Raw genomic sequence first — 20,501 nt, forward strand, 5'->3', positions numbered from 1 at the left:
ATCAACGAATCGCACTGCTCTACTGCCTGCTGCCATACATCCGCTTGCACAGCCGGTTCCAACTCGGCTTTCGCCAAAAAACGCAATTGTCGTTCGTTGGTCGGCATTGGAATTTGCCGACCAATGGTCGGCAAAAACTTTTGAAGATTTTCATAAACCACAGTAGCCGAAATCTTCAAGTACGCCGCGTCACGACTATAATTGAAGCGATCGCGGCAGTATTCTTCAAAAGTACGGTGCGTGGAACGGTACAGCCGTCTGTCCCTCAACTCCATCAGCGCCTGACCTGCTGACAAAAAAATGCCCTTTCTACCTGACGTTCCAATTGCAAGCGTAAGCTTTGTTCTTCTTCGGTCAACTCTGTAACTTCAACAGCAGTAACCGTAATCGTTGCTGAGGCTGGGTTGTCTTCGCTAGAAGTATTTTCGAGAGCAGAGTCGGTTGCTGGCTTTGGTTCACCAGATGCCCCAGGGATAACTTTCTTACGTCTGGATGGGGGTTTGTTCATTGCCTCACCTCTAGGCTGACAGCAGTCGAACAAATATTGAATTGTGTCATCATGGAAATATAGAGTTTTTATTTATGCCCCCATCCTTTAAACAGGTTGGGGTTTTTCATTGCTTTTTATATTTTGCACTGATGGAAGAATACTTTGACGAAAATCAGTCCAATACCCTGGAGTTGGCTGGGAAATGACCACAACTTCCGCCAAGGCAGAGATAGCCCTGGCGCAGCATTTAGTGAAGATAGGTGCTGCGGAATTGGCGCTATATGTTGAGCTACTTACAAAATTAATAATTTTGTAATTGTTGTCTAGTTCTGTTATTTTTTAGCATGAACATAGTCTACAAAGTAAAATTTAGGAACAAGCCAAAATTTGAGCCAAGTGTAAGCTGCCAAACTTAATAGTGCTGTAATAATTAGCGTTAAACCAAGCTTGACTCGAAACGTGTCTGGGAGGATAGCAACTCCTGAAATAGTAATAGCAGAGTATGCCAACAGTACCACTTGCAAACGCTGGATCACCCTTAGCGCCCCTCGGCAGCTACTACAGTGCTGAGTATGTTGTTTGTAGCGATCAAGCAGTACAGTCCGACTGTCGTTAATATTTGAGTTTTGTAAGAAATTAATTCCGACTTCATTCCAAGGTAAATCCCCATTACAATACTTTTCAAACCAATTTCTGAACTCAATGACTAAACGATCTGCACTTGTAGGTAGCTTGTAGGCAGTTTTCCAGCTTTCAACTAACTTTTTTTGTTGAAAAAAGCGCTCTTGCTGATGTAGAAGAATCATATCTCCATCAAGAAGCGGATTACGAATTATGATATGTTCTAACCAACGAGGTAATAGACTATAAATTGTTTTAGCAAAATTAATAGGAAATTGAGCCACTATTCTTGACCGACCTGGAGACACTGGAATACAGTAAGTAACAATTCCTAACTGCTTTCCAGAACCAATACTAATTGCATATTCTAAGCGGCAAGGTGGTTCAAAAGTAATTGTTGTTCGTCCTGAGCTTCTTTCAATAACTGCTTCAATCAAATTTACTGTTGATTTCTCAATATTCATAGGTATAGGTACTGCTTGCTCTCGAATACCTTGCACTTTATGATGTGCAAAAGGAACATGACTTGGATCTGCCACATTCTCAACAAGAGTTTGCCAATCATATTCCAAGTCGCGTACAAAAGAATCCCAAACAAAACCTTTGCTAGCATCTACTTGAGGTGACAGAGGTAATGGCGTATTTGCAGCCTGTTCTGCTGATTTAGCATCTGCCCAAACCCAAAGTAAATCATTTTGCTGACGAACAGGGAATGTAACTGCACAGAAGTTTTTTTGATTCCTAGTCACAATTTCTGGATTTTCTGCTTGGGGAATATATGTACAAACTCCTTGAGAATCAAACTGCCAACCATGATAACTACACATCAAATTACCCGTTTTTTCATCAACACGCCCTTCACTTAAGGGAGCAAGGCGATGAGGGCATTGATCTAAAAATACTTGGTAAGCTTTAGATAATTTAGGCTTCCAAATGACTAAGCGTAATCCCAGAAGAACAACTGTGGTGGGGCAGTTTGGATTGATATCTTCGATAGGGGAAAGCGGATACCACTGTCGAAAAAAATCAAACTCAGATTGGATTTCTGTATTCATTGAGTAAACAAAAAGTAATTTTACGTTTAGTATGTGCAACCGCCATCAAGACATTTTAATGGCAAGCAGCCGATGAACTGTGAGTGATAACAGATAAATCGTCAAGTGAGGCAATAGCACTTGGTCAAAGGCTTGACCAGAGTGAAAAAGCTCAAGATGGGAAAGATTTTGAATCCTAATCCAAGATTTGAGTTTTTTCATAAGTGTTGGGATAATGACTCAGCGCGTGTAGATTCTTATCAAAAAGTTGATTGCCAAGTTTGTTTCCTCAGTGGGGTATTGCTTGCATAAAGGGGAAGTTCATTGATTGCAATAGATAGAGAGATAACTGATTAATCGCATATATTAACGTCATGGTCAAAATCATTTAAATCAGTTGTAGCTGGTTCTTTTTAAACTTTATAATATTTTCGTGTAAAAAAAAGGATTTAGCTACAGGTGCATAAAACGAAAATTAAAATAAAATGGGGAAAAACTAGTTATTATTTATTCAGGTTTAGTATATTATATTACATAGTATTTTCAAATCCAACTGCTGCACAAATCGTTCCAGATACTACTCTCACTAACAATTCTCTCATTACTAATCAAGGCAGTCTCAATATTATCAATGAAGGGACTAGAGCAGGAACTAATTTATTCCACAGCTTTCAAGACTTTTCTGTTTCTACTGGGAATACTGCTTTCTTTAATAATGCTGCTGATATTACAAACATTATTAGCCGCGTCACAGGAAAATCTGTTTCTAACATTAATGGTTTAATTCGTGCTAATGGAACAGCTAACCTATTTCTGCTCAACCCCAATGGAATTATTTTTGGTTCTAACGCTCAATTAAACATTGGTGGGTCATTTGTCGCAACCACAGCCAACAGTATTAAATTTGCTGACGGTAAACAGTTTTTTGCTCAACCCAACCAGAAAGAAGCATTGCTAACAATTAGCGCCCCTACAGGGCTATCATTTAGAGATAATTCAACTGGAACTATTCAAGTTTTAGGTGGCGGACATCAAATTACACCAAATGCTGGTTTATTCCCTACCATAGTAAACAACAATTCAACAGGCCTTTTAGTACAACCAGGAAAGACTCTAGCTTTAATCGGGAGTAACATAAATGTGGAAGGTGGCATTATAACTACTCCAGGGGGACAATCTGAGTTGGGTAGTGTAGGGTCTGGTTTTGTTGACCTTAAATCCAATAACCAAGGATGGACTTTTGATTACGAAGGAGTTCGCAAGTTTGAAGATATTCAGTTATCGAAACAAGCTTTAATCAATGCTAGTGGTACAGGCGCTGGAACAATTCAGCTACATGGAAATAATGTCTATCTGACAGACGGTTCAACAATGTTGATTCAGAATTTAGGCGAGACTTCATCTGGAAATATCAATATTAATGCTTCTAGGTCTTTGGTTTTGGAAGGAACTTCTCCAGATGGCAATGTTTCTAGTAGTATACTTACGGAAACAGTAAATACTGGAAAAGGTGGCGATCTAAAAGTTTTTACCCAACGATTAACGCTTCAGGATGGAGCAAGAGTGGGAGCAGGTACATACAGTAACGCTTCTGGAGGTAACGTAACTATTAATGCCTCTGATTCTGTGCAATTGTTAGAAAACAGGCTTGCTAATCCTTTTCGCCGTGGAGATACTATTAGCTTCATCAGTGCTGCTACTTTCGCTTCTGGGCAAGCAGGTTCTGTTCAAATGTCAACAAAACAGCTACGAATTACTGATGGAGGAACAGTGGCATCATCAAGCTTCGGAACTGGAGATGGAAACAACGTTATTGTCAATGCAAATTCTATCGAAATTACAGGGATAAAACCAGAGCGTTCTGCTCCAAGCACCATAGCAGCTACAGCTTTTAATGCTGGAAATGCTGGAAGTTTAACCATAAAGACATCAGAATTGCGATTGAAAAATGGAGGAGTAGTTAATTCTGTTGCTTTTGCAACTGGAAATGCTGGCAGTATAAATATTAATGCCGAAAACTTTATCGAAGTAAGTGGAAAAGCTAACAGCTTCCAACCTAGTTTTATAAGCTCATCAGTCAATGTTGCAAATGAAACTGTCAGAAAAATATTTGGACTACCTTTGATACCAACTGGTTCTGCGGGAAATATCACCATTGACACTCCTTTTTTAAATGTCAATCAAGGAGGTTTAATTAGCGTAGCAAATGAAGGTTTAGGTGATGCAGGAAGACTTGAAATTAAGTCCAATACGATTAACATCACAAACAACGGAGGCGTTACCGCAACCACTACTGTCGGACAAGGTGGTGATATTAATATTACCTCAAATAATATTTTTATACGCAATGGAATTATCTCCACAACTGCTGGTCAGCAAGACACAGATGGTGATGGTGGCAACATCAATATCAACACAAATATCCTAGTTCTTGCGGACAACAGTGGTATCACAGCTAACGCTTTTAAAGGACGAGGCGGAAATATCCTGATAAATGCTCGTGGATTATTTTTCTCTCCCAACAGTAAAATTACAGCTAGTTCAAAATTCGGATTGAATGGTGATGTTCAGATCAACGGCTTTTACGTTGACCCTAACGGCATTGAGTCCGTACCAGAAGGACTTGCACAAAGTCCACAAGTTGCATCAGTTTGCCAGGGACAGTCAGACGTGGCAGGAAGTGAATTTGTCATGAGTGGCGTGGACAGATTACCTCTGGGTCCTAAAGATGTACCACCTATTAAACCAACTTGGCAAGATAATTTTGTTTCTGGTCAAATCAACAATAATTCAGAGGAGCCAAAATTGCAAAAACAAGCAACACAAATTGTAGAAGCTCAAGGTTGGGTGCAAGACTCCTACGGGAATGTAACCTTGACGGCAGAAGCAAATTCAGCAACACCTCATGCTGTGTCGTTCGCTAGCTTATGTTCTGAAGAAAATGTATCAAAAAGTACTATTACAACCCATGCCCAGCAATGATTAGACGCCGAGACTGGTTTAAGTATGTATTTTCAAGCATTCTAGGGCTATTAACAGTTGTAGGCAAGCCATCCATTATCGCTGCTCAAGCTGTAAATAAAGAAGCACAAAAACGTAATCAAGCCCGACTACTGACCCAAATAGGAGAAAAGTATTTAAATGAAGGACGAGCATCGGAGGCCCTTGAGTCCTGGAAATCAGCCACAAAAATTTATCGTCAACTTGGCTACGAAGAGGGTATTACTGGCAGCTTAATTAACCAAAATCTTGCCCTACAAGCTTTAGGTTTAAATCGTTTTGCTTGTAACACACTATTACAAGCTCTAAAGCTAAATACAGACACTAAGATTTGTGCCATCTTGCCACAACAGTCTACTGAATCTACAACAAAACTATTGATAGCAGAGATTGATAAGCAAAAAGATTTGCCAGTAAATCTATTTGCATGGCAAAACTTAGGAGATGTCTTGCGCTTAATTGGTAAATTAGATGAATCAAAGGTTGTTCTCGCAAAAACGCTATCAATTGTTCAAAAAACGTCTACTGTTGATACTCATGAGCTTTTGCTGTCATTAGCTAATACTCAAGAAGCTATTTATAAGCAAGCACGAAATAAATATTATGAAGTAGAAGAACCAGATTTCAAAAATGAAATTGTGGAGCTGATTCAGCAACAAGCACTCAATTCACTTGAAATTTATCATCAAGTGAATTTGGTGTCAGCAAATTATCCAGTAACACAATTAAAATCTCAACTGCATCATTTGAGCCTGCTAATAGATTTTGATAATTTCTTAACAACAGAGTTAAATTTAGGTAATTTCAAATTAGTTGAGATTCGCAATCAAATTCAACAACAAATTCACCCCTCTATTAACATAATTTTAAAAAATTCTTCTACATTCTCTCAATTATCAGCTACCCAACTTGTTTATACAAAGCTCAATTTTGCTAATAGTTTAAGTCAAATTCCAGATCAGCAATTACGTTCATTAGCTATTGAATATGGTCAGTCTGCTTTACAAACAGCTAAAAGTACAAGTAATCAGCGAATCAAATCTTACAGTCTTGGCACTCTGGGTAAATTACAACCAAAAAAATCAGAAGCATATTTTTTAAGAGCTTTAAGTTTGGCTCAATCAATTCAAGCAGAAGATATTGCTTACCAATGGCAACAACAGCTAGGAAACTTGTACAACAAGCAAGGAAGGGCTAAAGAAGCCCTCACAATGTACAAATCTGCTATTGATAACCTGGCACATATTCGTGACAGCATATTGTCAAGCAATATAGATATACAGTTATTCTTTCAACAAGAAGTAGAACCTGTGTACCGTGATTATATGAAGTTACTTTTGAAAGATTCTAATCCTAATCTCAAAGAAGTAATTCAAATAAACGAACGTTTACAAACAGCACAGTTAGAAAATTTTTTAAATTGTGGCAAGCTTGACCTAATTGCTCTCAATGATATTCCAGACTTAAATAGTGCTTATGGAATCATTCATATCATTGATTTGGATGAAACTATAGAAGTTATTGTACAGTCTTCAGACCGCTCTCTTCATCATTACTCTGTTGAAGCAAATATAGTTAAAGATAATGTTAGTGATCTTTTATGGAGTTTACAGGATCAGAAACTCGCTACTATTGATGTCCAACAAATTCTTTTGCCTTCTCAAGCACTTTATGAAAAATTAATTGCGCCAATAGCATCATATTTACCTGCATCAGGAACATTAATATTTATTTTAGATAAATCTTTTCAAAGTATACCGATGAGCATATTATATGATGGGAAAAATTATCTCCTCGAGCAATACAGCATTGCAGCAACTCTCGGTTCTAGAATTAGATATCCCAAACCTTTATCAAAAAAGCGGTTTACAGCTCTCATCGCTGCTTTGTCTAAGCCCAGCCCCAGCTTGTTAGATCGCAACGCTCCTAAAGGCGTCAGATCACTACCCAAAGCCAAAGAAGAAGTAAAAGATGTCCAAAGTCACACACAATCTTCCCTTACACTATTAGACGAAAAGTTTACTACTCCACGTCTAGAGCAAGAAATAAGTAAAAATAATTTCCCAATCGTTCATATTAGTACTCATGGACAGTTTAGTTCTGACCCTTTGAAGACGGTACTTCTAGCCTATGATAAGGTCATCAATATTAGAGAATTTGACAAATTACTAAAAGGTAAAATTCAAACTGATGCAGATGCAATTGAGTTATTAGTTTTAAGTGCATGTCAGACTGCAAAAGGTAATAAAAGATCAACATTAGGAATGGCTGGAGTAGCTGCACAAGCAGGTGCGAGAACTACGATAGCTACTTTGTGGCTAGTAGATGCGGATTCTACTGCTTTATTAATGGAAGAATTCTACAAGGGATTGAAAAATGGTATTCCTAAAGCAGAGGCACTGCGGGTTGCACAACTAGTATTAATGAAAAATCCTAAATACGCTCATCATTACTACTGGGCCCCGTTCTTGCTCGTTGGTAGTTGGTTATAAATTCCCACAGCTTTAAACCTTCTTGCACCTTTGATAATTCCTTTAAGTTCTTATTACTTTTAGCTAACTTCTTTGCTGTTGTGTATTCACTAAAAGCCTCATTAGGCAGTCCTGCCTCTAAGTAGCGATCTGCCAATACTCGATAAATTTCAGGGTTTTTACTTCCTGCTGCCACTCTTGCCTTTAATGTTTGTATAGATTCATTTACCAGATTTTTTGACATATATATAGTATCTAAAACCCCAACAGCAGCTTCATCAGGAGGTACTTTTACTTCGTTAACTTGTTTTACCAGTAATGCAATCTCCTGCTGCTCTTTTTCTGGTAAAATACCAAATACTAAAGGAGCGTGACTTATGATTGAGTTTCCTTGGTACGCAAACACAATAATTCTATACATCCGTCCAAATCTCAATTGAGGTTGCCCTTCTGGATATGGCAGTACAGTATTATTTACTTGTATCTGCCAGTTAACATTATTACCCTTTATCTCTACTGTGTAACTAGTAGCTCCTGGGACTGCACGCCAAGAAATTGATGGTCGGGTAGTCAAGATTCTACCGCCACTAATGTAAGGACTAATTAATCTTGGTCTTGGTACAGAGTTATCATCATCTGGTCCTTTAAGCGTAGTAGGACAGTTCTGCGGTTTAAGATTTGTACATCGAAACTTATCTGCCTCAGTGACTTGTGATGGCGCACATTTGTTGGCAGCGTCAGAAAAATTGTTTTGATTAATGTATAAAATTTTTCGATTTAAATAGCAAACGACTGTAACTGTGGCTCCATTCTCTGGGTGAATTTGATCTCCCGGACACAGCGGACTACCTACTGGCAAGTAGCGATCGCCTGGACTCATCACCTTTCCATCAACATTCTTGCACTGACGCAAGGCTATTAGTTGAGATTGCCCCCATGCATTACTAGAACTTGACACAACTAGTGTTGATATTGATGCGAGTGCTACAATTTGAACTGTGAATATTTTTTTGACTATTGCACTTGTCGAATTGTTTAAAGTAAGCATCAAGATTTTTGTATGGCTATTTGCTAGTTAGTAGCATACAGGAAACAGTAAATAAAAAAAAGGCTTAGGGCGAAGATGGCGTCACAAACTCTCCCAATAAACGCTTTAAGATTTGCAATCTCCACTGCTGAACTTCTAACTGATTAGACTCGGCAATCAAACATATCTCCCAAGTCAGCCTGGCATCATTAATTTCACCTAATGCTTCTTGCGCTTGCGCTAATAAACAGTAAGCATCTGTCCTAGCATCCAGTTTTGTTGATTTTTCCAAATCAGCCTTTGCCTCGGCATAACGCTTTAACTCTAATTTTGCCCAACCTAAGTTTTTGTATAAAGTAGACTGTAATTTAATATTTTCAGTTTTTTGTAAACCGGATTTAGCTAAATCAATTGCTACATCATATTTGCCATTTAAAATCTTCAATCTTGATAAATTATTAATGGCTGGTATTGCTTCTCTACTCATTCCAATGGCTAATATATACTGTTTTTCTGCCAAATCATACATTCGTCTATCATCATAGAAAAGTGCTAGCCCAAAACGCGATTCCCAATTGTCAGGCTTTAATTTAAATGACTTTTCATAATTTTTAATCGCACAGTTATCTTGGTTTAATTGCTGGCAAACAAAAGCTAAATTACTATAAGCATCTGCATCACGGTTATTGTATTTAATTGCTAATTCATAATATTTTTTAGCTAACTCAAGGTCTTTGGTGCTACGGACAGCTTTATCAAAGTAAAAACTTGATATAGTCCGATTACTCTGAGAACGAATTTTTATAGCCCAGTAAAAAAAATCTTGTGCTCCCTGAGAATTATTTGCTGCTTCTAACTTTTGTCCTTGAGTTACTAGGTAGTTAGCTACTACAGGTATAGAGAGAAAGACACACCCAAAAAATCCCAAAACAATCAATGTATATTTGCTATATTGAAAAACTTTAGAATTAGCTAATCTATAATTTTTAATTTGCTGAGGTAGTTTTTCTAACCTCTGCAAAATCACTCTAGTTGTTTGCGGACGCTGCCCTGGTAAAGGAGCCATTAATTCATCAAGAAAATCAGCAAAGGGCTTGTCAATCTGCGGCGTTTGCTCTCTCCAAATTAGATTTCCTGTCTTTTTATCTGTTGGAAGATCCATCAATTGAATGCCAGTCACTAATTGCACAAAAGTCCGACCCAGAGCATAGAAGTCTGATTGAGGTACTGCTTGACCATTTACTTGCTCCAATGGAGAGTAACGAGGAGTACTGACAGATGTAATTTCGTATCGTCCTCCCCTACCTGTGCTAGATCCCCCACTTCCACTGACTTTTGCCAAGTAGGTATCAGTCACTCGCCGTGCTACACCAAAATCAATTAATGCAAGTTGTCCACTTGACTGAAGAATTATATTAGAAGGTTTAATATCTCTATGAAAAATTTCTGTACGGTGTACTTCATCAAGGATTTCAACTAACTGTCGAAGCCATTGTAATGCTACGGATTGTGAAATTCGCCCATTAGACTCTAACCATTGTTCTAAATTTTCTCCTTCAAATTTATCCATGATTAAACAATGCAATGTTAGAGAGCTATTATTCGGAATAAAAGTGAAAAAGTCATCTATAGTACTTTTAGGAATACATGGGTGTTCAATAAGCCGTAAGGTGAGAGATTCCCGCTCAATAAGATCAACTAACTGAGGTGTGTTCCATTTTAAAACTTTCATGACTCGCCGCTTACGCCCAGGATTCCATTGAGTGCCGGCATCGTCCACTTCAAAAACTTCCATATAGCTAAATGGGTTTTCGGTAAGCTCTCTTAATGGCTTAACTAGACAAATGCGGTCGTTAATTAGCAATGAAGTCCCACATAAGAGACAGTGACTAACGTCATCAGGATTTTGACGTTGTTTGCAAAGAGGGTTGATACAGTAACCCATATTTTAGTATGTATAACGTAATGCATAGAAATTTACTCCCGCTACCTCTTGCTGTCGCAATGGAACAACATATAAATTGAAAATTTTAGGCAGCCTCATTTTAAACATCAATGTATACTACCATTAAATACCTGCATTGCTTAGGAAGAGAAGTAACAAATATCACACTAAACAATAATTATTAGAAGACTCACTGTTTAGCTGAAATGAAAATTCAGTAGCCAATTTCAGTAAATAGCCTTAAGTGTAAGTGCTAATCTTCCTCTTTTCTCTTACCGTACTCCATCCAAGATGTGTCTACGAAAGTAATTCTTATTGTAAGTAACCGACATTAGAAATTTCTATAGTACTTTTTTGAAAAAAATTAACTATAAAATGAAAAATCAAATATGATTGATACAATGCAATCTCCTCTTAAAACTAAGCCTAATCTATAACAATGCCCATTTCGGGCATTTACTGTGTAAAAATGATTAACAAGGTTACAGTTTTTAGTACTGAATCGCAATTCCAGGCTCCTACTCACTCCTCCCTTAAGCAAACAGGACAGGAGTCACCAAAAGTACTTTTTACGGTGAAAGTTACTTTTGAACTAGCCCTAGCTGTAGTAAATAAGTTAGTATTTGCCAAGAAAGGTAGATATCTATCCGAGGCTGAAATCCTTGTTATAAAGGGAGCGTGGGATGACAATGACTATGAAGAAATAGCAAGTAACTCATCTTACAGTCCTAACTACTTAAAAGGTGGCATAGCCCGTCGATTGTGGGATATGCTTTCTGAAACTATTGGAAATGGCGAACGGGTTGGCAAAAAGAATCTGCGTGATTTTTTGGAACAAGTTACTGAAGAATATTATGCTCAATCTGCGCCAAAAGAGGAGCCGAACTTCCCTGCCAACGACTTAATACAAGTTCTGGGAGGACAACTACCTGATGTGTCTAGTTTTTACGGACGAGTAAAGGAACTAACTCTTTTAAAAGAATTAATAGCTAAACAGCGATGTATATCCTTGGTAGGAGTAGCAGGAATCGGTAAGACTGCATTAGCGGCAAAACTTCTAGCGGAAATTAGTGCAGAATCTCAACCTAGATTTGATTATTTGATTTGGAAATCAGTTGCTCATGCACCACTACTTCAGGATTTAGTAACCGAACTGTTAGATATAATTGAGCCTTTAGAAACACCCTCAAGCTCACCTAAGTATACTCAAGCAATGATTACAATGTTGCTGAAGCAGATGCAATCACGCCGTTGCTTGGTTGTGCTGGATGAATCTGAAGCGTTATTTCAGACAAAAAATTTAGAGCAACGACTAGATTACAGACTATTTTTTCGCCGTTTAGTAGAAGAACAGCATCAAAGCTGTTTGCTCTTGACTAATCGAATTCTGCTTGATGAGCTGAATGATCTGATAGTAGCGAAGCGACCTCTTCGATTTTTTAGAATTGAAGGTTTAGATGAAGATGCGGCAATGCAGTTTTTGTCTGAAAAAGGATTGACTGACACAGAAAAGTGCCATCAATTAATTCAAACTTATCGTGGTAATCCTTCGGAACTAGAGGCAGTAATTGAGAGAATTAATCACTTTTTTTCTGGCAGTACACAAGTATTTTTTCAAAACCCAACAACTCTTGTCAGTAGTAAGTTTGAAGCAATGCTTAATCATGTTTTTGGTCACGTATTGACAGAAATTGAGCGAAAAATTCTGATTTACACAGCAGAGGAGATAGTTTCAACTACAGAATTTATTAGCTTTGCCAAGTTATTAAGTGATATCAGGCAGAGACAGAAAGCGTCTGTGTCAACTTTAGAGTTGATTAAAGCACTAGAAAATCTGGAAAAACAATCATTGATTGAAAGCAGTAAAAATCCAGTTACTAAAGAAATTAGTTTTACTCTCCAGCCAGTAATTAAAAAGTATATCTTAACCGATCCACAAGGATTGGTGCGTGTATCCAATGCTTTGCCAAATTTAGCGGTCGCATCTTAAGCAAAAGCTTTTCATAAAATTGCAGGGTAATCTACTCTACACAGAGGTGCTACCAACCCTCGATTACCCCTAAAAGAATCCTTAAAAAACGTGGAGGTCAAAAGCAAAAATCAAAACAACGTTAAACACAGAGGGCATTGTAAGATCAGAACGAACAAAAGATGGAGGTAAATATACAGGAACACAAAATTTAAAGGACAAAACGTACTTAAGAAGTAACGCTTTGTCCAAGGAGCAAAAAACTAAATAACTCCAGAGCGGGGTTATCTCACAAAAACCAAAGCGGTGGTAGTTAAAGTTTGGCGACTTGATTCCACTAACTGGTCAAAAGAGATTAAGTCCACGCTGCTTCTTGTATTATACGAGAAACCACACGAAACTGGTGCTTTTCGTGTGGCAGTTTTTGCTGTTGAAATTCCTCAAAGGGGCGAGATATTAAGTTTGATTAAGAAAAAACCCGAATTTCGTAGTTAAAAACCCTTAGCGGCGCAACAACCCCCTCTGAAGCTTGTAAACCGAGTTATCAGGGGAAAATATTGTGATAAATAAAGAACGCCCCAAGAGCGCAGTAGTAGAGCGCATGGGGTCGAGTGCAGCTTTCGCATGGCAATTTTGTGCTGTGACGAAGGGAAATTTTCGGAATATCCAGGCTAGTAGTCTGGCAAGTCAACTTTGCATGGTGGTTAGCAGAGGGGCAGAGGGGCAGAGGGGCAGAGGGGAAAGAACTTGTATAAGCCTATCCTCTGCTCCCCTGCTCCCCTGCTCCCCTGCCGACCTCCACCCAGCAATTTTGGGTTGGCGAACTGCTAGAGCAAGAGTTTCGCAGCTTGAAAGAGTTCTCTCTAAGGAATTCCGAGGGGAGAACCGATGAACCATACCCCGAATATTACGGGGGAAAGGTTAAAGGTCAAAGGGAAAAGGGATGGGGAAGAGTTAACAAATTCTTCCTCCCCTTCCCCTTTGCCCTTTGCCCTTGACCCAGGCGCAGCCTCTCCAACTGAATATCCAAACAACCTCACTGCGGCTGAGTATCATGAGTTAACAGTGGGTAGCGCCATTCATCCGGCGTTGATTGAGCGCAACTTTTTCCATGTAGAGGGAGAATCAGTTTATGATTTCCTGTTCATATCTGATAAAATACCACGCAAGAATGCGGGTCGGGTTACGGATGGATACTTAAAGCTGTATCAGCACCTATTACTGGGTGGGACGTGGATTCAGTCACTTGACCCGTTTAAAAACTGGCAACCAATGGAGTGGGGGCGGATTAAGCCCAACTTCCCCCGCATTGATTGGCAAAAAGGGAAACCCGTCAAATACGAGTCACCCCCTAAAACCCCCAACCGTGTTACCTACTTTGATGTCGCTAACCCCATCTGGGACAAAGTTGCAAAGCGTTATTTAATTAAGCGCTATCATTCACTTTTGGCGCTACGCTTACTGGATCAACTCAATCCACTAATATTTTGGGAGTGGATAAAGCAGCATCCAGAGATTCCGATTATCTTATGCGAGGGTGAGAAGAAAGCCGCTTGCTTGCTCTCTTTGGGGTTTGTAGCGATCGCACTTCCGGGGATTTGGAACGGGCGCGTGGGCAAACAAGATTTTGATGAACGGTTGCATCCTGACTTAGTACCAATGGCTCAGGCGGGGCGCAAGTTCATTATTTTATTCGACTACGAAACAAGAGCCAATACCCGTTGGTCAGTTTTTCAAGCCACTGTTCGCACTGCAAAAGCAATCGAATCGGCAGGTTGCTTTTGTGAAGTTGCGCTGTTACCAGGCCCAGAGAAAGGTGTTGATGATTTTGTTGTGGCGCGGGGCGAAGATGCTAACGCTTTACTGACCGCAATTATAGATGATGCCAAATCACTTGCTGATTACAAGCGCTCGTATCGGGCTAAGAAATGGGGGTTAAGCAAGTACCAGCCGGATGTCACTGTTAATGTCAAGTATCTCTCTGAGGCTTTGTGCATTCCTGAACTTGAAGAAAAATGCTTGACAGTGCCTGAGCTTTATGAGCTTGAAAAGGAACAACTTTTCACGCCATCTATAAAAGGACATTGGAGAAAGAAGGAGTCTACGGATTCTGGCGGAGTTGATTCAGACAAATCGAAGAAATCCCCTACCTTCAATTTCCCAAAATCAGGACTAGTCGTACTCTGGAGCGATATGGGCACTGGTAAAACCCAACTCATGCGCTGGTGGCGTGACCAAAACCCCGACGCGCGGTTCCTCAACAATGGGCATCGCGTAAATTTGCTGAAAAATCTTGCCGAACGTTTACAGACGGCGATGTATTCAGACTTGGGTTACACAGGTTTAGCTCAAGCCCAAGCCCTTAGTATTACCATTGACAGCTTGCACAAACTCAATACGCAAGCGCTGATTTATGGCTGCATATTTATAGATGAAGCTTGCCAATACCTTACCCACCTACTACACAGTAATACGTGTAAACAGCACCGTGCAGCAATCTTGGAGGTACTGGAATATATAGTATACAACGCGCCACTAGTCGTCCTTGCCGACGCACACATGGATGATTTAACCGTGGACTTCTTTCGGGCAATGCGACCAGTAGGTGAAGTACCTTACATCGTCAAAAATGAATGGAAAAATGGCTCACGCACTATATATTGGTACGAAGGCAGTAATTCAAGCGCCCTAGTTGCCCAAATCTCGGCAGCCCTGATGCAAGGTCTGAAAGTCATGGTTGCAAGTGACTCCAAGCGTTTCATCAAAAAACTCGAAAAGTCTTTTACTATTAAGTACTCAGAACCTAACTCTGACCAATCCCATACACCCCAAAAATGGCGCATCTGGTCTGTCCACTCCGATAATTCCGGCAGTGATGAAAACGTCGCTTTCATTAAAGATATCACCAACGCCGTCAAAAACTTTGATGCCTTGTTCACCTCTCCCAGCCTGGGTACTGGTGTCGATATTTCTGAGTATCATTTTGATTTAGTATTTGGTGTCTTTCACGGCGTTTCCCAAACTGCTACTGAGTGCGCCCAACAACTTTACCGCTATCGCCCAAAAGTCCCGTTTCATATTTGGGTGGCCCCGCGTCCTCCCTTTGGTTACAAGGATACCAATGCTACCAAGATTAAAGAGCGCTTGCTCCAAACCAATGAAATGACCGCTTTTCTGTTGCGGATTGACCGTCAAACAGGCAAACGCGGAGCCGAGAAAGATTGGGCGCTTGAGGCTTACTGCCAAATTATGGCTAACCGCCACTATTCTCTCAATAATCTGCGTGATGATTTGCGATCGCTTCTCACAGAAATGGGCAATACATTTATATATGTGGGCAGTGATTCAGATCCTCAGTCTCTCGAAAATCTTAAAGCAGCAGCACAAGCTTTGGATAGTGCCCACAATTCGGCTGTTGCCAAGGCCAAGAATATTACTTTGAGCGAGTACCGTGCCCGTCAGAGCAAAGATTACCTTGACCCTAATGAAATTTTTGAATGCGAAAAATTCCGCATCTCTGATTCTTACGGCATCGAAGTAACCGAATCACTTGTAGAAATGGATAAAGGTGGTCGCTTAATTAGAGCGATCGCCGGACTTGAGGCAATTTTAGCCCCACCCGAAGAATCTTTTACTGACCCCAAAACTGGGCAAACTTATCCCACACCACCAACAATTGTCACTCAAAAAGACCGCGCCGAACGCGACAATTTACCTTTGTGTATCGACTGGGGCAATTATTCCGCACGGTGGCTTGCGAGATTTAACCTGGGTCTGCATCAAATTCTCTTAAGTTTAATAAAGGGTGATGAAGTTACCGCCGACGATTCCACCTTACTCAAGATGACGGAGATCGCTATACATTGTGCTGCTCATGTCAAAGCAATTCTTGGGTTTACTATTCCCCTAGACTGTAAACCTATTTGGTTGCTGGCGACTTTAGTCGAGCAGCTGGGGCTAAAGCTGACCTTCCGTAAACAGGGTCAACGGGGTCAACAGGTGAAACTTTTCTCTTTATCTAAAGAGCAATTGGAATTTGCAATGCATGTAATTGCTCATCGTGAAACGAAGCGTAATCAAAAAGAAAACCGAACCTGTTATGCTCCCCAAACCCCTACAGTGTATAGTGTAAACCCTAATCAGCAGGCCGTATCCACACCCCCCCTTGATGCTATAGGGAACTCCCATTGGCAATGGGAGGATACTACCGAATTTGAGTCGCCTCCGACAGATCGCATTACGCTACTCCACTGTGTAGAAATACTTCGCTCTGGTATTTCTCGTGGAGTGGATGCAATTAAAGGCATTCTCAAGCGATGGCAGAGTCATTTGCGTTGGGAGACGGTGCTGGAACTTGAAGCGATCGCGGCAAATGAACTGCGTAAGCTTGAGTCGGCAGTACCAGAATTTTACACCTTGCTAAGTGAAGAAGTGTTGCCTATGGAGGGGGCTGGCTAAGGAAAAAATCTTTTTGGCATTTGAAAGCAGTTTTTCTGCTTAGTTTCCAATAGCAATTGATGCCACTGGTTCTTATTTGTGCTGCATTCTCACTGGTTCAAATCTTAGAATTTGTGTAAATGTCAAAGATCCATCAAGTTCAAAGCGCTACTATCATTGGGTCTAGCTTTGAGATAGCGATCGGTGATGGCTAAATTGGCATGACCCAAAGTTTCTTTCACCAGTACTGGATTAGTCCCGCGCTCAATAGCGTGAGAACCGTGGGCATGACGTAACCAGTGAGCAGAAACCAGTTCGCTTAATTCAGCTTCTTGTGCAATTGCTTTGACAATCGGGTGCAAGTTTTGACGGTCGAGATGTCCCCCTTTTTGACTTCGGAAAACTGCGTCTGTAGGTAAAGCTTGACCTTTGAACTCCATTAGTTCTGCCCACAGCTTCGGCTTAATGAGAATTGTGCGATTTTTGCTCCCCTTGGCTTTTCGCACGTAAACTTGACCACTCTCACCACGGGGTGTCAAATCTCCCCAAGTCAGATCACAGATTTCACTTGCCCGTAACCCTGCCTGATACAGGAGTTTGATAATTAACAAATTACGTAGGGCTGTGTACTGGCGCTTAGGAGTTTTAGCATCAGCTAAATGCTTAGAAGCTGCCCGTATCAACAATTTAATATCAGCTTCGTCTAAATAGCGTTCGTTGATTACATCTGGCAATTCACCCAGTTTTAGTGCCATACCTACATTAAAAGGGAGATATCCAATTTTATGAGCGAAACTAATCAAGCTTTTAGCACAAGCTATGTATATCCGCTTTGTGTTTTCTGCATTGCCCCTAAAGTCAGCGGCGTATTCTACCAAGTCTTCATAGGTCACTTTTTTGAGAGGTTTGTCCAAAAATTCCAGAAATCGCCTAATGTATCGTCGGTAAGAGATGATAGATGACTCTGCTTTTCCCTCCAACCACAGCGCAATCAACTTCGCCTCCGCCTGCGCTACTGGCAAGGAAGCAAGAGCCTTTCTATGGGCTGTTATGTGGACAAGAGAGAGCGTCATTTTTATTACTCCCTTAATAATCAGACACAAGGACAGTTTCGTCTGATTTTATAGTGTCTGATTTTTATTGTCCTTTAAAATGGGCGTTTCAACTCACCCTAAAGCGACTAAAAATTTCTCGATTTTTGCGTATAGTACACCTCTAATACTGAGGAGCGTGACAAACACAATACTGTTATGCAATTGTTCAGCAGGGTATTTATTTTGAAAAACCTAAAAATAGGTGAAAAAAATAAACTAAAAATGACTTTATAGTTAACAAATGATATAAGAGGTCAAAGAGCATCCTGCAAATGCAACATACAAAAACTACAAATGTAGTTTTTGGTTAAAAAAATGGACAAAAGTGCTTATTTTAAAGAACTTGTACAAAATTCTCCCCTACTTATGTTGCTTAAGTACCAATCGTAATAGGGGGTTTATTTACACCGCAGTGTACTGCTTTTTAAGCGCTATCACGCCATAAAACTATAGAGTCATTTTTAGTTTATTTTTTGAGAGTGGTTTGATTGCTTTGTGTTTAAGACACTTTTTGTCTAGAACCGCAAACGGGAGCTAGAGAAGTAGTTTTTCAAGAATTGCCAAGGCACTTACCAGTAATGAAATGCCCCGCCGTCGCTTACCAGACACGGGGCGAAAGCACAGCTAGTAGTCTGCCAACCCAAAAATGTTAAGTGAGGACTGGGGAAAGGGTAAGGGATTTAAACCCTTTACCCATTTCCCCTTTCCCTTTACCCCGCTTTCGTGACGAAAGCGAACTACTAGCTACCAGATTTCTCACTCTTGATTGAGAGCAACAACTGCAAGACGGGTGAAATTGTTAAGTTGAACATTTCTAAATTGCAATCGTCGGGTGCAAAAAAGCGCTTTCCAACCGCTGCTGTAATCGCGTATATCGCAGTTGGCCGTCACTAGAACGCAAAGCCTTGGATATCGCTTTCTTGGAACCAACGACAATCGCTAACTGCTTGGCACAAGTTAATGCTGTGTACAACTGTTTACGAGACAACATCATATAAGGCTGCGTATAAATTGGCAGAATTACTACCGGATATTCTGAAACCTGGCTTTGATGAATGGTGATGCTCCAGGCGAGGGCAATTTGATTTAAGTCTGCTCTGGTCCTAACGACAGTATGCTTACCATACTGCACAGTAACTTCCATCTCTTCAGGATCAATGGCCTTGATAATTCCGAAGTCGCCATTAAAAATTTCGTGATTATAATCATTAGTCAGTTGAATGATCCGATCGCCTTCTCGTAATAAATTCCCGCCCCTGGTAATCTCTACTTTGTCTGGACTGGGCGGATTAATCAACTGCTGCAATACGGTATTGAGGTTACGAGTCCCAAGCAAACCGCGCGAGGTGGGGCAAAGCACTTGCACATCAGTAGCTCGATTGTAACCCAGGCGGGGAATCAAGTCTGTAATGATTTCGGATATTGCTTTAAGACCATGTTTGGGGTGATGACCGCCGCCGTGCCATAGACACTCAGACACGGGATTATCGGAAATCGGTTCAATTGTGGGAAACTGGCTTCGGTTAATTTGGTGAGCAACGGTGATAATTGCGCTCTGTTGGGCTTGCCTAAATACCTTGGTCAACCGCACCACCGGAACGTGACCAGAATTAATCAAGTCAGCAAGGACTTGACCAGGACCGACAGAGGGTAACTGGTCAATGTCACCCACTAGCAGTAGTTGGGAACCGTATTGTATCGCCTTTACCAAAGAAGATGCCAGAAACAAATCAAGCATACTAGCTTCTAGCGCGACAATTGCGGTATGGGGTAAAGGGTTTTGATTATCGCGTAAGAAGCCCATTGTCTTTGGGTCAAATTCCAACAAGCAGTGTATGGTCTTGACTTCGAGTTGTGTGATTTCACTCAGGCGTTGAGCAGCGCGTCCAGTTGGCGCAGCTAAGGCGATAGATTTGCCCATTGCTTTCCACAGAGAGACTATGGTCTGGGTGGTGAAAGTTTTACCGCAACCGGGGCCACCAGTAAGAATCATTACCCTTGAATATGCAGCCATTTCTACCGCTAGCCGTTGCTGTGGTGAAAGTTTGATTTTATGACTCTTGGTGAAGCGCTCAATCCAGGCGCGAACACGAGGCATATCTTGTGCAACTGGTTGGCAAAATCTAGATTGTATTAATTGAGCAAGGTTCTGTTCGGTGTGAAAGTAGGTTGGTAGATAACATAGTAGCGTTTGGTCTGAGCTTTTCTCGCGGATTAAGTCATCCTTGAGTGCCATGTCTTTGATAATATCAGCGATGGCATCTTCTTCAGGTGTGTGATCTGCTGTAGTCAGCAGTTTGATAACATTCTCAATGAGTTTTGGCTGGGGTAAATAACAATGCCCATCGGCAGCAGCTTCGTTCAAAACATGAATTAAACCAGCACGGTAACGGAACTGACTATCAGGCGCAAC

Annotated in this window: 10 protein-coding genes and 1 pseudogene; 4 read left to right on the top strand and 7 right to left on the bottom strand. The window is 40.5% G+C overall.

What is annotated here, in order from left to right:
- The 3 genes and pseudogenes from ACEYW6_RS32475 to ACEYW6_RS32485 form a co-directional block, all read right to left on the bottom strand.
- Window positions 1-296: pseudogene (locus ACEYW6_RS32475) on the bottom strand (hypothetical protein); the annotation flags it as partial.
- A complete protein-coding gene (locus ACEYW6_RS32480) occupies window positions 275-508 on the bottom strand; it encodes a hypothetical protein (RefSeq protein WP_412983030.1) in 234 nt (77 codons plus the stop codon). The gene ACEYW6_RS32480 and the pseudogene ACEYW6_RS32475, both read right to left, overlap by 22 nt.
- 314 nt (window positions 509-822) lie before the next feature.
- On the bottom strand, window positions 823-2,154 hold the full coding sequence (locus ACEYW6_RS32485) for a Rieske 2Fe-2S domain-containing protein (protein WP_190901903.1): 1,332 nt from the start codon (window positions 2,152-2,154) through the stop codon (window positions 823-825).
- Window positions 2,155-2,604: 450 nt separating this feature from the next.
- On the opposite strand from ACEYW6_RS32485, the gene ACEYW6_RS32490 reads away from it, so the two are divergent.
- Window positions 2,605-5,127, top strand: coding sequence for a filamentous hemagglutinin N-terminal domain-containing protein (locus ACEYW6_RS32490; RefSeq protein ID WP_412983031.1), 2,523 nt, complete (start codon window positions 2,605-2,607; stop codon window positions 5,125-5,127).
- Window positions 5,124-7,637 carry a CHAT domain-containing protein gene (locus tag ACEYW6_RS32495; protein WP_412983032.1) on the top strand — a complete coding sequence of 838 codons (2,514 nt, stop codon included), beginning with the start codon at window positions 5,124-5,126 and terminating at the stop codon, window positions 7,635-7,637. The genes ACEYW6_RS32490 and ACEYW6_RS32495 overlap by 4 nt, the downstream gene beginning before the upstream one ends.
- Here ACEYW6_RS32495 and ACEYW6_RS32500 read toward each other — a convergent pair.
- Both ACEYW6_RS32500 and ACEYW6_RS32505 read right to left on the bottom strand, forming a co-directional pair.
- Entirely contained in the window at window positions 7,579-8,574 is a 996-nt protein-coding gene (locus tag ACEYW6_RS32500) for a hypothetical protein (protein WP_412983033.1), read from the bottom strand. The genes ACEYW6_RS32495 and ACEYW6_RS32500 overlap by 59 nt on opposite strands.
- A 154-nt stretch (window positions 8,575-8,728) precedes the next feature.
- Complete coding sequence (locus tag ACEYW6_RS32505) at window positions 8,729-10,588, bottom strand: protein kinase domain-containing protein (RefSeq protein WP_412983034.1); 1,860 nt, start codon at window positions 10,586-10,588, stop codon at window positions 8,729-8,731.
- Window positions 10,589-11,057: 469 nt separating this feature from the next.
- On the opposite strand from ACEYW6_RS32505, the gene ACEYW6_RS32510 reads away from it, so the two are divergent.
- Both ACEYW6_RS32510 and ACEYW6_RS32515 read left to right on the top strand, forming a co-directional pair.
- Window positions 11,058-12,578, top strand: a complete 1,521-nt coding sequence (locus ACEYW6_RS32510) for an NB-ARC domain-containing protein (RefSeq protein ID WP_190901634.1) — start codon at window positions 11,058-11,060, stop codon at window positions 12,576-12,578.
- 867 nt (window positions 12,579-13,445) lie between these two features.
- On the top strand, window positions 13,446-17,015 hold the full coding sequence (locus tag ACEYW6_RS32515; protein ID WP_412983035.1) for a plasmid replication protein, CyRepA1 family: 3,570 nt from the start codon (window positions 13,446-13,448) through the stop codon (window positions 17,013-17,015).
- A 122-nt stretch (window positions 17,016-17,137) separates the two neighbouring features.
- Here ACEYW6_RS32515 and ACEYW6_RS32520 read toward each other — a convergent pair whose 3' ends face one another.
- Both ACEYW6_RS32520 and ACEYW6_RS32525 read right to left on the bottom strand, forming a co-directional pair.
- Window positions 17,138-18,067, bottom strand: coding sequence for a tyrosine-type recombinase/integrase (locus ACEYW6_RS32520; RefSeq protein ID WP_412983036.1), 930 nt, complete (start codon window positions 18,065-18,067; stop codon window positions 17,138-17,140).
- Between the two features lie 835 nt (window positions 18,068-18,902).
- Window positions 18,903-20,501, bottom strand: a 1,599-nt coding sequence (locus ACEYW6_RS32525; protein ID WP_412983037.1) for an AAA family ATPase, incomplete at its 5' end; no start/stop codon positions are given.

Source organism: Nostoc sp. UIC 10607, from assembly GCF_047228265.1.
Classification (GTDB): Bacteria; Cyanobacteriota; Cyanobacteriia; order Cyanobacteriales; family Nostocaceae; genus Nostoc; species Nostoc foliaceum_A.